Raw genomic sequence first — 14,829 nt, forward strand, 5'->3', positions numbered from 1 at the left:
CACCCAGGCCCAGCCTGCGGCCCGCCCGCAGCCCTCCCCGGCGCCCGCCCGGCCCACGCCCCCGCCCGGCGCCGCGCCCCGCCCCGGCTCCTCCAGCCGCGTCCGCGCCCGCCTCGCCCGTCTGGGCGTCCAGCGCTCCAGCCCGTACAACCCCGTGCTGGAGCCCCTGCTGCGCATCGTGCGGGGGAACGACCCGAAGGCCGACACCTCGACGCTGCGCCAGATCGAGCGGGCCTACCAGGTCGCCGAACGCTGGCACCGCGGCCAGAAGCGCAAGAGCGGCGACCCGTACATCACCCACCCGCTCGCCGTCACCACGATCCTCGCCGAGCTGGGCATGGATCCGGCCACCCTGATGGCCGGCCTGCTGCACGACACCGTCGAGGACACCGAGTACGGCCTGGACGACCTGCGCCGGGACTTCGGCGACCAGGTCGCCCTGCTCGTCGACGGCGTCACCAAGCTCGACCGCGTGCAGTTCGGCGAGGCCGCCCAGGCCGAGACCGTGCGCAAGATGGTCGTCGCCATGGCCAAGGACCCGCGCGTCCTGGTCATCAAGCTCGCCGACCGCCTGCACAACATGCGCACCATGCGCTACCTCAAGCGGGAGAAGCAGGAGAAGAAGGCCCGCGAGACCCTGGAGATCTACGCCCCGCTGGCCCACCGGCTGGGCATGAACACCATCAAGTGGGAGCTGGAGGACCTCGCCTTCGCGATCCTCTACCCCAAGATGTACGACGAGATCGTCCGCCTCGTCGCCGAGCGCGCCCCCAAGCGGGACGAGTACCTGGCCATCGTCACCGACGAGGTCCAGGCCGACCTGCGGGCCGCCCGCATCAAGGCCACCGTCACCGGACGGCCGAAGCACTACTACAGCGTCTACCAGAAGATGATCGTGCGGGGCCGCGACTTCGCCGAGATCTACGACCTGGTGGGCATCCGCGTCCTCGTCGACACCGTCCGCGACTGCTACGCGGCGCTCGGCACCGTCCACGCCCGGTGGAACCCGGTCCCGGGGCGGTTCAAGGACTACATCGCGATGCCCAAGTTCAACATGTACCAGTCGTTGCACACGACGGTCATAGGGCCCAGCGGCAAGCCCGTCGAGCTGCAGATCCGCACGTTCGACATGCACCGCCGCGCCGAGTACGGCATCGCCGCGCACTGGAAGTACAAGCAGGAGGCCGTCGCCGGAGCCTCCAAGATCCGCACGGACGTGCCGAAGAACGCCGGCAAGAACCAGGACACCGTCAACGACATGGCCTGGCTCCGGCAGCTGCTGGACTGGCAGAAGGAGACCGAGGACCCGGGCGAGTTCCTGGAGTCCCTGCGCTTCGACCTTTCCCGCAACGAGGTCTTCGTCTTCACGCCCAAGGGTGACGTCATAGCGCTCCCGGCCGGCGCCACCCCCGTCGACTTCGCCTACGCCGTGCACACCGAGGTCGGCCACCGCACCATAGGCGCCCGGGTCAACGGGCGGCTCGTGCCGCTGGAGTCGACCCTCGACAACGGCGACCTCGTCGAGGTCTTCACCTCCAAGGCCCCCGGCGCCGGTCCCTCCCGGGACTGGCTGGGCTTCGTGAAGTCCCCGCGCGCCCGGAACAAGATCCGCGCCTGGTTCTCCAAGGAGCGCCGCGACGAGGCCATCGAGCAGGGCAAGGACGCCATCGCGCGTGCCATGCGCAAGCAGAACCTGCCGATCCAGCGCATCCTCACCGGCGACTCGCTGGTCACCCTCGCGCACGAGATGCGCTACCCCGACATCTCCTCCCTGTACGCCGCCATCGGTGAGGGCCACGTCGCGGCACAGGGCGTGGTGCAGAAGCTCGTCCAGGCGCTCGGCGGCGAGGACGCGGCCACCGAGGACATCGAGGAGACCGCACCGATCCGCGGCCGCTCCAAGCGGCGCTCCAGCGCCGACCCGGGCGTGGTCGTCAAGGGCGTCGACGACGTGTGGGTCAAACTGGCCCGCTGCTGCACCCCCGTGCCCGGCGACCCGATCATCGGGTTCGTCACGCGCGGCAACGGCATCTCGGTGCACCGCGCCGACTGCGTCAACGTCGACTCGCTCTCCCAGCAGCCCGAGCGGATCCTCGACGTCGAGTGGGCACCCACCCAGTCGTCGGTCTTCCTCGTCGCCATCCAGGTCGAGGCGCTGGACCGCTCCCGGCTTCTGTCGGACGTCACCCGGGTCCTGTCGGACCAGCACGTCAACATCCTCTCGGCCGCCGTGCAGACCTCGCGCGACCGCGTGGCCACCTCGCGCTTCACGTTCGAGATGGGCGACCCCAAGCACCTGGGCCACGTCCTGAAGGCGGTCCGGGGCGTCGAGGGCGTCTACGACGTCTACCGCGTGACCTCGGCCCGCAGGCCGTAAGGGGACACGCAAGAGGACATGCGTAAGGGGCTCCGGCTATGGCCGGAGCCCCTTACGTCATGCCTTCATGCCGGCGTTCAGCCGCCGAACTCCTCCAGGCCCTTCAGTGCCTGGTCCAGCAGCGCCTTGCGGCCCTCCAGCTCCTTGGCGAGCTTGTCGGCCTTGGCGTCGTTGCCGGCCGCACGCGCCTTGTCGACCTGCTCCTGGAGCTTGTCGACCGCCGACTGCAGCTGGCCCGTCAGACCGGCCGCACGGGCCCGCGCCTCCGGGTTCGTGCGCCGCCACTCGGCCTCCTCGGCCTCCTGGATGGCGCGCTCGACCGCGTGCATCCGGCCCTCGATCTTCGGCCGGGCGTCGCGCGGCACGTGACCGATGGCCTCCCACCGCTCGTTGATCGACCGGAAGGCGGCCCGCGCCGACTTCAGGTCGGAGACGGGGAGCAGCTTCTCGGCCTCGACGACCAGCTCCTCCTTGAGGGTGAGGTTGCCCTGCTGCTCGGCGTCGCGCTCGGCGAACACCTCGCTGCGCGCCTGGAAGAAGACGTCCTGCGCACCCCGGAAGCGGGTCCACAGCTCGTCCTCCGCCTCGCGCTGGGCGCGGCCGGCGGCCTTCCACTCCGTCATCAGGTCGCGGTAGCGCGCGGCCGTCGGGCCCCAGTCCGTGGACCCGGAGAGCGCCTCGGCTTCGGCGACCAGCTTCTCCTTGGCCTTGCGGGCCTCCTCGCGCTGCGCGTCCAGCGACGCGAAGTGCGCCTTGCGCCGCTTGGAGAACGCCGAGCGGGCGTGCGAGAAGCGGTGCCACAGCTCGTCGTCGGTCTTGCGGTCGAGCCGGGGCAGGCCCTTCCAGGTGTCGACCAGGGCGCGCAGCCGCTCGCCGGCCGACCGCCACTGCTCGCTGGCCGCGAGCTCCTCGGCCTCGGCGACCAGCGCCTCCTTGGCCGTACGGGCCTCCTCGGACTGCTTGGCCTTGGCCGCCTTGCGCTCCTCACGGCGCGACTCGACGGTGGAGACCAGCTGGTCCAGCCGCTCCCGCAGCGCGGCCAGGTCACCCACGGCATGGTGCTCGTCGACCTGCGTACGCAGGTGGTCGATCGCGGTCATCGCGTCCTTGGCGGACAGGTCGGTGGTCCTGACCCGTCGTTCGAGGAGGCCGATCTCCACGACCAGTCCCTCGTACTTGCGCTCGAAGTAAGCCAGGGCCTCCTCGGGAGACCCGGCCTGCCACGAGCCGACGACCTGCTCGCCGTCGGCGGTACGCACGTACACGGTCCCCGTCTCATCGACGCGGCCCCACGGGTCGCTGCTCACAGCGCCTCCTCCACATGATGCCGGGGCCGGTGGGCGGCCCGCGCGCATCGTCCACAGTTGTTGCCGGGCAGGGCCGCGCCCTGGCCGGTCCGACGGCTTGATCATCCGGGTGCGTAGAGCCGTCGGAGCAGGCACCCTACACAACGCCAACATAGGCGAACGGCGGCCCGGCTGTCCGTATCCCGCGCGACCGAAATTTCGCCGTCCGGGCGTCAGTTTTTGGTCACCGCCGCCTTGTCGATCACCACGGTCGCGTTCGGGGCGCCGTCGCCGGCCCCCGATCGCTCACCGGCGTCGGCGATCTTCTTGAGCACCTTCATGCCCTCGGCGCCGATCGTGCCGAAGGGGGTGTACTGCGGCGGCAGCTGGCTGTCCTGGTAGACGAGGAAGAACTGGCTGCCCCCGGTGTGCGGCTGGCCGGTGTTGGCCATCGCGATGGTGCCCGCCGGGTAGACGTTGCCCTTGAGCTTCTCGTCCTTGAGGTTCTCGTCCGGCAGCGTGTAGCCGGGACCGCCCTGACCGGTGCCCTTGGGGTCACCGCACTGCAGGACGTAGATCCCGCCGGTGGTGAGCCGGTGGCACGTGCTGTGGTCGAAGAACCCTTCCTTCGCCAGGAACTCGAAGGAGTTGACCGTGTGCGGCGCGTTCGCGGCGTCGAGCTTGACGTCGATCGAGCCGCACGTCGTCCTGAGGTCCATCGCGTACGACGCCGACGTGTCGACGCTCATCTCCGGCTCCGACTTCCACGTCTTGCCGGAGGGCGAGCCGGGCGCCGGCTTGCCGCAGGGGTCCACGACCTTCTTGGGGCTCGGCGCGCTGTCCGCGGCGGTGTCGGAGGTGTCCTCGTCGTCTCCGGACAGGGCACCCGTGGCGTACGCGGTCGCGCCCGCGGCCAGCACCACGGCGAGACCGGCGGCGATCACCGCGTTGCGGCGGCGGGCCTTGCGCTGCGCGGCCTCGCGGCGCTGCTGCTGCCGCTCGAACTTCTCCCGGGCGAGCTGCCGCCGCCGCTGCTCGTTACTGACCACCGGGTTCTCTCCTCGTACCGTCGCCTTGCATGTCATGAGCCGTATATCGCGCGTGTGCCCGTACCGTATACGGGTTCGCGGCGGCAGGAGTGCCGCCGGTAGGCTCTGAGGCGGTCGGGTGCCACGCCGGGGGATCCCGTCAGGGCTCCCACGACCGGAATGCCGACCGATCATTACCGATCATTAAGGACGAACGTGCTCATTGCCGGGTTCCCCGCCGGGGCCTGGGGGACCAACTGTTACCTGGTCGCCCCGGCCGCAGGTGAGGAGTGCGTGATCATCGACCCGGGCCACGAGGCGGCCCAGGGCGTCGAGGAAGCACTGAAGAAGCATCGGCTCAAGCCCGTCGCCGTCGTCCTCACCCACGGCCACATCGACCACGTCGCCTCGGTCGTCCCCGTGTGCGGCGCCCACGACGTCCCGGCCTGGATCCACCCCGCCGACCGCTACATGATGAGCGACCCCGAGAAGGCCCTCGGCCGCTCCATCGGGCAGCCGCTCATGGGCGAGCTGACCGTCGGCGAACCGGACGACGTCAAGGAGCTGACCGACGGCAGCCGGCTGGACCTCGCCGGGCTGGAGTTCTCCGTCGCGCACGCGCCCGGCCATACCAAGGGGTCGGTGACCTTCCGGATGCCCGAGACGTCCGACGTCCCGTCGGTGTTCTTCTCGGGCGACCTGTTGTTCGCCGGCTCCATCGGACGCACCGACCTGCCCGGCGGTGACCACGCCGAGATGCTCCAGTCGCTGGCCCGCGTGTGCCTGCCCCTGGACGACTCGACCGTGGTGCTGTCCGGCCACGGCCCCCAGACGACCATCGGCCACGAGCGCGCCACCAACCCGTTCCTGCGGGACGTGGCCGCCGGCCTTGGAGCCGCACATCCGGCTCCGCGACGAGGAATGTGACGAGAGTTTCCGTGAGCACCTTCAAGGCCCCCCGGGGCACCTACGACCTGATCCCGCCGGTCTCGGCGGTCTACCTCGCCGTCCGCGAGGCCATCTCCGCGCCGCTCAGGCGGTCCGGCTACGGCTACGTCGAGACCCCCGGCTTCGAGCAGGTCGAGCTGTTCTCCCGCGGCGTCGGCGAGTCCACCGACATCGTGACCAAGGAGATGTACACCCTCACCCAGCGCAGCGAGGGCAGTGAGCGCCTCGCCCTGCGCCCCGAGGGCACCGCCTCCGTGCTGCGCGCCGCCCTGGAGGCCAACCTCCACAAGGCCGGCAACCTCCCCGTCAAGCTCTGGTACTCCGGCTCGTACTACCGCTACGAGCGCCCGCAGAAGGGCCGCTACCGCCACTTCTCGCAGGTCGGTGCCGAGGCCATCGGCGCCGAGGACCCGGCGCTGGACGCCGAGCTGATCATCCTGGCCGTCGACGCCTACAGGTCGCTCGGCCTGAAGAACTTCCGCCTGCTGCTGAACTCGCTGGGCGACAAGGAGTGCCGCCCCGCCTACCGGGCTGCCCTGCAGGACTTCCTGCGCGGCCTGGACCTCGACGAGGACACCCGCCGACGCGTCGAGATCAACCCCCTGCGGGTCCTCGACGACAAGCGCGCGGACGTCCAGAAGCAGCTCGTCGGCGCCCCCATGCTCCGCGACCACCTGTGCGAGGCGTGCAAGGAGTACCACGAGCAGGTGCGCGAGCTGCTGACCGCTGCCGGCGTCGCCTTCGAGGACGACGAGAAGCTGGTGCGCGGCCTGGACTACTACACCCGCACCACCTTCGAGTTCGTCCACGACGGCCTCGGCTCGCAGTCCGCGGTCGGCGGCGGCGGCCGCTACGACGGCCTGTCCGAGATGATCGGCGGCCCCGCGCTGCCGTCCGTCGGCTGGGCGCTCGGCGTGGACCGCACCGTGCTGGCGCTGGAGGCGGAGGGCGTCGAGCTCGAACTGCCCGCCCCCACCCAGGTGTTCGCCGTGCCGCTGGGCGAGGAGGCCCGCCGGGTGCTGTTCGGCCTGGTGACCGAGCTGCGCCGGGCCGGCGTCGCGACGGACTTCGCCTTTGGCGGAAAGGGCCTGAAGAACGCCATGAAGTCGGCCAACCGCTCGGGCGCCCGCTACGCGCTCGTCGCGGGCGAGCGGGACCTGGCCGAGGGCGTGGTGCAGCTCAAGGACCTGGAGAGCGGAGAGCAGAAGGCCGTTCCGTTCGACACCGTGGTGAGTGAAGTCCTTTCGGCCCAAGGCTGATTCACAGGCTTCTGGTGCAGAATGGGCGACACCGACCTACTGATGGGATCGACGGCGCTATGACGACTTCGGCTCTTGACCGCTCCGACACCGACGGCGTGGAGCGGGACGGTCCGTCCACGGGTGCGGTGGGCGCCGGTCGCGGGTTCGCCCTGCTGCTGGTGATCACCGGGGCGATGGGACTGCTGGCGTCCTGGGTCATCACGCTCGACAAGTTCAAGCTGCTCGAAGACCCGAACTTCGTGCCGGGCTGCAGCCTGAACCCCATCGTCTCGTGCGGCAACATCATGTCGAGCGAGCAGGCCAAGGCGTTCGGCTTCCCCAACCCGATGCTCGGGCTGGTCGCCTACGGTGTGATCATCGCCGTCGGCATGGGCCTGCTCGCCGGCGCCCGCTACCGCCGCTGGTACTGGCTCGGCATGGAGGCCGGCTGCCTATTCGGCGTCGGTTTCGTCACGTGGCTGCAGTACCAGTCGCTGTACGTCATCGGCTCGCTGTGCCTGTGGTGCTGCCTGGCCTGGGTCGCCACCATCGTGATGTTCTGGTACGTCACCGTGCAGAACCTCCGCCACGGCTTCATCCCGGCCCCCGAGGGGCTCAAGCGGGGAATCCTGGAGTTCCACTGGGTGGTGCCGGTGCTGTGGATCGGCGTCATCGGCATGCTGATCCTCACCAAGTGGTGGTGGTTCTGGACGGGCGGCACGGCCTGAGCCCCGCCGCACGCACCTGGCTCGGTCAACGCCGCCGGACCCCTCGGTCCGGCGGCGTTGTCAGTGCCGTGGCATAGGGTTTCCAGCGTGGAGCCCGACCTGTTCACCGCAGCCGCAGAGGACCGCCAGGAGAAGGACCCGGCGAGCAGTCCGCTGGCCGTCCGCATGCGCCCCCGCACCCTCGACGAAGTCGTCGGGCAGGGGCACCTCCTGGGGCCCGGCAGCCCCTTGCGCCGGCTGGTGGGGGAGGGCAGCGGCGGTCCCGCCGGCCCGTCCTCGGTGATCCTCTGGGGCCCGCCCGGCATCGGCAAGACGACGCTGGCCTACGTGGTCAGCCAGGCCACCAACAAGCGCTTCGTCGAGCTGTCCGCGATCACGGCGGGCGTCAAGGAGGTGCGGGCCGTCATCGACGGCGCCCGCCGGGCCTCCGGGGGGTACGGCAAGGAGACCGTCCTCTTCCTGGACGAGATCCACCGCTTCAGCAAGGCCCAGCAGGACTCCCTGCTGCCCGCCGTGGAGAACCGCTGGGTCACCCTCATCGCGGCCACCACGGAGAACCCGTACTTCTCGATCATCTCCCCGCTGCTCTCGCGCTCGCTGCTGCTGACCCTGCAGGCGCTCACCGACGACGACCTGCGCGGCCTGATCCGGCGCGCCCTCACCGACGAGCGCGGGCTCGGCGGGGCCGTCACCCTCCCCGAGGAGGCCGAGGCCCATCTGCTGCGCATCGCGGGTGGCGACGCCCGGCGCGCGCTGACGGCCCTGGAGGCGGGGGCGGGCTCGGCCATCGCCCAGGGCGAGGACGAGATCACCCTGCAGACGCTGGAGGGCGCCGTCGACCGGGCCGCGGTGAAGTACGACCGCGACGGCGACCAGCACTACGACGTCGCCAGCGCCCTCATCAAGTCCATCCGCGGCTCGGACGTGGACGCGACGCTGCACTACCTGGCCCGGATGATCGAGGCGGGGGAGGACCCGCGGTTCATCGCGCGCCGGCTGATGATCTCGGCCAGCGAGGACATCGGACTGGCCGACCCCACGGCCCTGCAGACGGCGGTCGCCGGGGCCCAGGCCGTGGCGTTGATCGGCTTTCCCGAGGCGCGGATCACGCTGAGCCAGGTGGCCGTGGCGCTGGCGCTGGCGCCGAAGTCCAACGCCGCCTACCTCGCGATCGACGCGGCGCTGGCCGACGTGCGGGCGGGCCTGGCCGGGCCGGTGCCGGCGCACCTGCGGGACAGCCACTACAAGGGCGCGCAGAAGCTGGGGCACGGGCAGGGGTACGTCTACCCCCACGACGTGCCGGGCGGCATCGCCGCGCAGCAGTACGCCCCGGATTCCGTGCACGGGAAGACGTACTACGAGCCCACCCGGCACGGGGCCGAAGCGCGGTACGCCGACGTCGTGGAGCGCGTCCGCGCCCGGCTGCGGGGCGAGTGACCCCTCCCGGCGAGGGCCGGGAGAGATCGGGGACACCGCTTCGGAATCCCGCTTCAGAACCCCGCGGCCTCGAAGAGGCGGTGCATCTCGGTGCGCAGCTCCATCACGTCGCGCACCGGCTGGGGGAACTCGAAGCGTGCGTCGAAGGAGCGGTCCGCCGCCGTGCCCCCGCCGTGCCGGCGGGTGAAGCGCACGCGCAGCCCGAAGCGGTCCAGCGCCACCGGCACCGCCGCCGCGTAGGCGTCCCAGGCCGCTTCCTCGCGCTCGCCCAGCAGCGTGCACAGGCCGCGCACCTGGTCGCCGTGGCCGGAGTGCAGGTGCTGGAGCAGCTCGGCCTCGTGGGTGACCAGCGGGTCGGCGAGGGCCTTGGCGAACTGCTCCGGCTCGACGCCGTCCGCGCCCCACAGGTCGTCGATGCCCGCCTCGCCCAGCTCCAGCCGCAGCAGCATCCTGCCCGCCTCGGCCACCCCGGGGACGCAGGTGAGCCAGCCGTGCAGCCAGGCGCGGCCGCGGATACGGTTGGGCACGGAGACCGGTGCCACGTCCGTGAGCTCCAGCACGGCGGCCAGCTCGTCGTCCTGGGCGTGGGTGGCGGCCCGTACGGCCGGGGAATCGGCGGGCAGCACGAGGAAGACCTCGCCGTCCGGACCGACGGTCCGGGCGTCGGGCATGAGCTGGTCCGGGTAGGTGCCGGACAGCCCCGGGATCAGCAGCACCGCCGAGCATGTACTCTGTACGAGAGTTCGTGTGCGCTCGGCTGCTGACGGCATCCGTGCGATTTCAAGTCCGCTGGGACGCGGCTGACCACGATCTGATCGGACCTCCGTCGCGTCGACGCCATCAGTAGCGTCGGCCTCCTTCGTGCTGTCCGTGATGTGACTGGTGTTCCCCGGACGAGACATGCGATCTCCTTGAGTAAGGTAAGCCTAACCTAACTTACAACGGAGGTCTGGAGAACGTGCCTAACCAGTCGCGTCCCAAGGTCAAGAAGTCCCGTGCGCTCGGCATTGCGCTGACGCCGAAGGCCGTCAAGTACTTCGAGGCCCGCCCCTACCCGCCGGGCGAGCACGGCCGTGGCCGCAAGCAGAACTCGGACTACAAGGTCCGTCTGCTGGAGAAGCAGCGTCTGCGCGCCCAGTACGACATCAGCGAGCGCCAGATGGCCCGCGCCTACGACCGCGCCAAGAAGGCCGAGGGCAAGACCGGCGAGGCCCTGGTCATCGAGCTTGAGCGTCGCCTCGACGCCCTGGTCCTGCGTTCGGGCATCGCCCGCACCATCTACCAGGCCCGTCAGATGGTCGTCCACGGCCACATCGAGGTCAACGGTGGCAAGGTCGACAAGCCGTCCTTCCGCGTTCGCCCGAACGACGTCGTGATGGTCCGCGAGCGCAGCCGCAGCAAGGCCCTCTTCGAGACGGCCCGCGCCGGTGGCTTCGCCGCCGAGGGCGAGACCCCGCGCTACCTCCAGGTCAACCTGGCCGCGCTGGCGTTCCGCCTGGACCGTGACCCGAACCGCAAGGAGATCCCGGTCATCTGCGACGAGCAGCTCGTCGTCGAGTACTACGCCCGCTGATCCGGGACCTCCCGACAGCCGGACGAGCAGTACCGCTCTCCTTCTGCACAGCCCGTCGTCTCCCGGCCTTCGCGGCCGGCGAGCCGGCGGGCTTGCGCGTTCCCGGGGCCGGGTGAATCTCCGTACATTCGTGCACGTACGGACCGGTAATGCGGTACGGGCGCCGAGGCCCGGCGCGATAAGGTCAGTACCCGACGTTCAGAGAAATGGCTACAGCTAGGGAGCGGTGCAGCGTGTCCGGTGGAGAGGTGGCCGGGATCCTCGTGGCCGTCTTCTGGGCGATCCTCGTGTCCTTCATCGCCCTCGTGCTGGTGCGCCTGGCGCAGACCCTGAAGGCGGCCACCCGGCTGGTCGCCGAGGTCTCCGAGCAGGCCGTGCCCCTGCTGGCCGAGGCGTCCGCGACCGTCCGCTCGGCCAACACCCAGCTGGCCCGCGTCGACTCGATCGCCGCCGACGTCCAGGAGGTCACCGCGAACGCCTCAGCGCTGTCCTCCACCGTCTCGACCGCCTTCGGCGGCCCGCTGGTCAAGGTGGCCGCGTTCGGCTACGGCGTGCGGCGTGCCATGGGCCGCAAGGCCGAGCCCGCGCGCGGCAGCGGCACCGTCTTCGTCGGCAGGGCCGCCGGCCAGGACCTGCCGTCCGCCCGGCGAGGCAGCCGCCGCACCCGCAAGAAGGGTTGACCCCAGAAATGTTCCGCCGCACGTTCTGGTTCACCACTGGTGTAGCAGCCGGTGTCTGGGCCACCACCAAGGTCAACCGCAAGCTCGCCAAGCTCACCCCCGAGAGCCTGGCCCTGCAGGCGGCCGACCGCGCCGTCATCGCCGGCCGCAAGGTCAAGCTCTTCGCGCTCGACGTGCGCGAGGGCATGGCGCACCGCGAGGCGGCGCTCAAGGACGCGCTCGGCCTGAACGCCGCGCCGCCCGAGCCCGACCACCGTGCGCTTCCCGAGCAGCGCCGGCTCATCGCTCTCGAACAGCAGCACACCTACAACTCGCTCACCCGGAAAGAGGACCACTGATGGAGTCGGCTGAAATCCGCAGGCGCTGGCTGCGCTTCTTCGAGGAGCGTGGGCACACCGTCGTGCCGTCGGCGTCGCTCATCGCGGACGACCCGACGCTGCTGCTGGTCCCCGCGGGCATGGTCCCGTTCAAGCCCTACTTCCTCGGCGAGGTCAAGCCGCCCTTCCCGCGCGCCACGAGCGTGCAGAAGTGCGTCCGCACCCCGGACATCGAGGAGGTCGGCAAGACCACCCGCCACGGCACGTTCTTCCAGATGTGCGGCAACTTCTCCTTCGGCGATTACTTCAAGGAAGGCGCCATCAAGTACGCCTGGGAGCTGCTGACGACTCCCGTGGCGGACGGCGGCTACGGCCTGGAGCCGGAGAAGCTCTGGATCACCGTCTACCTCGACGACGACGAGGCCGAGCGCATCTGGCGCGACGTGATCGGCGTGCCGGCCCAGCGCATCCAGCGCCTGGGCAAGAAGGAGAACTACTGGTCCATGGGCGTCCCCGGCCCGTGCGGACCGTGCTCCGAGATCAACTACGACCGCGGCCCCGAGTTCGGCATCGAGGGTGGCCCCGCCGTCAACGACGAGCGCTACGTGGAGATCTGGAACCTGGTCTTCATGCAGTACGAGCGCGGCGCCGGCGAGGGCAAGGAGGACTTCCCGATCCTCGGCGACCTGCCCAGCAAGAACATCGACACCGGCCTCGGCCTGGAACGCCTGGCGATGATCCTGCAGGGCGTGCAGAACATGTACGAGACCGACACCCTGCGCGTCGTGATCGACAAGGCCACCGAGCTCACCGGCGTCCGCTACGGCGCCTCCCAGAACACCGACGTCGCGCTGCGCGTGGTCGCCGACCACATGCGCACGTCCACCATGCTCATCGGCGACGGCGTCACCCCCGGCAACGAGGGCCGCGGCTACGTGCTGCGCCGCATCATGCGCCGCGCCGTCCGCAACATGCGCCTGCTGGGCGCCACCGGCCCGGTCGTCGCCGAGCTGCTCGACGTCGTGATCCGCACGATGGGCCAGCAGTACCCGGAGCTGCTGACCGACCGCAAGCGCATCGAGACGGTCGCCCTCGCCGAGGAGGCCGCCTTCCTCAAGGCCCTCAAGGGCGGCACCAACATCCTCGACACCGCCGTCACCGAGACCAAGGCCGCCGGCGGCACGGTCCTCTCCGGCGACAAGGCGTTCCTGCTCCACGACACCTGGGGCTTCCCCATCGACCTCACCCTGGAGATGGCCGCCGAGCAGGGCCTGTCCGTGGACGAGGACGGCTTCCGCCGCCTGATGAAGGAGCAGCGGGACCGCGCCAAGGCCGACGCCAAGGCCAAGAAGACCGGCCACGCCGACCTGTCCGCCTACCGCGAGGTGGCCGACACCGTCGGCGAGACCGAGTTCACCGGCTACACCCTCACCGAGAACGAGTCCACCGTCGTCGGCCTGCTCGTCGACGGCGTGCCCTCGCCCGCCGCCTCCGAGGGCGACGAGGTCGAGGTCGTCCTGGACCGCACCCCGTTCTACGCCGAGGGCGGCGGCCAGCTCGCCGACCAGGGCCGCATCAAGCTCGACAACGGCGCCGTGATCGAGGTCCGCGACGTCCAGAAGCCCGTCCCGGGCGTCAACGTCCACAAGGGCGTCGTCCAGGTCGGCGAGGTCACCGTGGGCGCCTCCGCCTATGCCGTGATCGACGTCAAGCGCCGCCGGGCCATCGCCCGCGCCCACAGCGCCACGCACCTCACCCACCAGGCGCTGCGCGACGCCCTGGGCCCGACGGCCGCCCAGGCCGGCTCGGAGAACTCCCCGGGCCGCTTCCGCTTCGACTTCGGCTCGCCGGCCGCCGTGCCGGGCTCGGTCCTCACCGACGTCGAGCAGCGCATCAACGAGGTCCTCTCGCACGAGCTCGACGTCCACGCCGAGGTCATGAGCCTGGACGAGGCCAAGAAGGCCGGTGCCATCGCCGAGTTCGGCGAGAAGTACGGCGAGCGCGTGCGCGTCGTGACCATCGGCGACTTCTCCAAGGAGCTGTGCGGCGGCACGCACGTCGCCAACACCGCCCAGCTGGGCCTGGTGAAGCTGCTCGGCGAGTCCTCGATCGGCTCCGGAGTGCGCCGCGTCGAGGCCCTCGTCGGCGCCGACGCCTACAACTTCCTGGCCAAGGAGCACACGGTCGTCGCCCAGCTCACCGAGCTGGTCAAGGGCCGTCCGGAGGAGCTCCCGGAGAAGATCTCCGGCATGCTCGCCAAGCTCAAGGACGCCGAGAAGGAGATCGAGCGCTTCCGCGCCGAGAAGGTCCTGCAGGCCGCCGCGGGCCTGGCCGAGGGCGCCAAGGACGTGCACGGCGTGGCCCTGGCCATCGGCCGGGTGCCGGACGGCACCGGCGCCGACGACCTGCGCAAGCTCGTCCTGGACGTCCGGGGCCGCATCCAGGGCGGCCGTGCGGCCGTCGTGGCCCTGTTCACCGTCGCCAACGGCCGCCCGCTGACCGTCATCGCCACCAACGAGGCCGCCCGTGAGCGCGGTCTCAAGGCCGGCGAGCTGGTCCGTACGGCCGCCAAGACCCTCGGCGGCGGTGGCGGCGGCAAGCCGGACGTCGCCCAGGGCGGTGGCCAGAACCCCGAGGCCGTCGACGAGGCCATGGCCGCCGTCGAGCGCCTCGTGGCGGAAGCGGCCTGACCGTGCGACGAGGCAGGCGCATCGCCGTGGACGTCGGGGACGCCCGGATCGGGGTCGCCACGTGCGACCCCGACGGGATCCTCGCCACCCCGGTCGAGACCGTGCCCGGACGCGACATCCCGCAGGCCCACAAGCGGCTCGCGGCGATCGTCGCGGAGTACGAGCCGGTCGAGGTCGTCGTCGGCCTGCCCCGCTCCCTCAAGGGGGGAGAGGGGCCGGCCGCGGCCAAGGTCCGCACGTTCGCCAGGGAAATGGCCCGGCGCATCGCCCCGGTGCCGGTCCGGCTCGTCGACGAGCGCATGACGACCGTCACGGCGGCCCAGGGGCTGCGCGCCTCCGGCGTCAGCTCGAAGAAGGGCCGGTCGGTGGTCGACCAGGCCGCCGCCGTGGTGATCCTGCAGAATGCCCTGGAGATCGAGAAGATCTCCGGTCGCCCACCGGGTGAGGCCGTCGAAGTGGTCATCTGATCGCAATACGGTAACGTTCCGCGCGACATGGCAGCTGTTCGAATGTGCTCCGGGCAG

General features: G+C 70.8%; 13 protein-coding genes. 10 read left to right on the forward strand and 3 right to left on the reverse strand.

Annotation, left to right across the window (positions count from 1 at the left end):
- Window positions 1-2,377, forward strand: a 2,377-nt coding sequence (locus tag LE181_RS13040; RefSeq protein WP_225661421.1) for a RelA/SpoT family protein, incomplete at its 5' end; no start/stop codon positions are given.
- Between the two features lie 77 nt (window positions 2,378-2,454).
- Here LE181_RS13040 and LE181_RS13045 read toward each other — a convergent pair.
- Entirely contained in the window at window positions 2,455-3,684 is a 1,230-nt protein-coding gene (locus tag LE181_RS13045) for a DUF349 domain-containing protein (protein ID WP_225661422.1), read from the reverse strand.
- Window positions 3,685-3,896: 212 nt separating this feature from the next.
- Window positions 3,897-4,712 (reverse strand): peptidylprolyl isomerase, encoded by an 816-nt coding sequence (locus LE181_RS13050; RefSeq protein ID WP_225661423.1) that lies wholly within the window; start codon window positions 4,710-4,712, stop codon window positions 3,897-3,899.
- Window positions 4,713-4,907: 195 nt separating this feature from the next.
- Here LE181_RS13050 and LE181_RS13055 point away from each other — a divergent pair, with 195 nt between their 5' ends.
- The 4 genes from LE181_RS13055 (at window position 4,908) to LE181_RS13070 (ending at window position 9,045) form a co-directional block, all read left to right on the forward strand.
- Window positions 4,908-5,618, forward strand: a complete 711-nt coding sequence (locus tag LE181_RS13055; protein WP_225661424.1) for an MBL fold metallo-hydrolase — start codon at window positions 4,908-4,910, stop codon at window positions 5,616-5,618.
- An 11-nt stretch (window positions 5,619-5,629) separates the two neighbouring features.
- Entirely contained in the window at window positions 5,630-6,898 is a 1,269-nt protein-coding gene (gene hisS / locus LE181_RS13060; protein ID WP_225661425.1) for a histidine--tRNA ligase, read from the forward strand.
- A gap of 59 nt (window positions 6,899-6,957) precedes the next feature.
- Window positions 6,958-7,608 (forward strand): vitamin K epoxide reductase family protein, encoded by a 651-nt coding sequence (locus LE181_RS13065; protein ID WP_190109009.1) that lies wholly within the window; start codon window positions 6,958-6,960, stop codon window positions 7,606-7,608.
- 87 nt (window positions 7,609-7,695) lie between these two features.
- The gene (locus tag LE181_RS13070; protein WP_225661426.1) at window positions 7,696-9,045 is read left to right on the forward strand and encodes a replication-associated recombination protein A; all 1,350 of its coding nucleotides are present in this window, start codon (window positions 7,696-7,698) and stop codon (window positions 9,043-9,045) included.
- A 53-nt stretch (window positions 9,046-9,098) separates the two neighbouring features.
- On the opposite strand, the gene LE181_RS13075 is transcribed toward LE181_RS13070, so the two are convergent.
- Window positions 9,099-9,815 (reverse strand): DUF2470 domain-containing protein, encoded by a 717-nt coding sequence (locus LE181_RS13075; RefSeq protein WP_225661427.1) that lies wholly within the window; start codon window positions 9,813-9,815, stop codon window positions 9,099-9,101.
- Between the two features lie 188 nt (window positions 9,816-10,003).
- Here LE181_RS13075 and rpsD point away from each other — a divergent pair, with 188 nt between their 5' ends.
- The 5 genes from rpsD (at window position 10,004) to ruvX (ending at window position 14,772) form a co-directional block, all read left to right on the forward strand.
- Window positions 10,004-10,618: a 30S ribosomal protein S4 gene (gene rpsD, locus LE181_RS13080; RefSeq protein WP_190109012.1), complete on the forward strand. Its 615-nt coding sequence runs from the start codon at window positions 10,004-10,006 to the stop codon at window positions 10,616-10,618.
- Window positions 10,619-10,851: 233 nt separating this feature from the next.
- Window positions 10,852-11,298 (forward strand): DUF948 domain-containing protein, encoded by a 447-nt coding sequence (locus LE181_RS13085; protein ID WP_190109013.1) that lies wholly within the window; start codon window positions 10,852-10,854, stop codon window positions 11,296-11,298.
- A gap of 8 nt (window positions 11,299-11,306) precedes the next feature.
- Window positions 11,307-11,636 carry a hypothetical protein gene (locus LE181_RS13090; RefSeq protein WP_190109014.1) on the forward strand — a complete coding sequence of 110 codons (330 nt, stop codon included), beginning with the start codon at window positions 11,307-11,309 and terminating at the stop codon, window positions 11,634-11,636.
- A complete protein-coding gene (alaS, locus tag LE181_RS13095) occupies window positions 11,636-14,305 on the forward strand; it encodes an alanine--tRNA ligase (RefSeq protein ID WP_225661428.1) in 2,670 nt (889 codons plus the stop codon). The genes LE181_RS13090 and alaS overlap by 1 nt, the downstream gene beginning before the upstream one ends.
- A 2-nt stretch (window positions 14,306-14,307) precedes the next feature.
- Entirely contained in the window at window positions 14,308-14,772 is a 465-nt protein-coding gene (ruvX, locus tag LE181_RS13100; RefSeq protein ID WP_225661429.1) for a Holliday junction resolvase RuvX, read from the forward strand.
- Window positions 14,773-14,829: the final 57 nt, after the last annotated feature.

It is taken from the genome of Streptomyces sichuanensis, assembly GCF_020328095.1.
In the GTDB taxonomy this organism is placed as follows: Bacteria; Actinomycetota; Actinomycetes; order Streptomycetales; family Streptomycetaceae; genus Streptomyces; species Streptomyces cinnamoneus.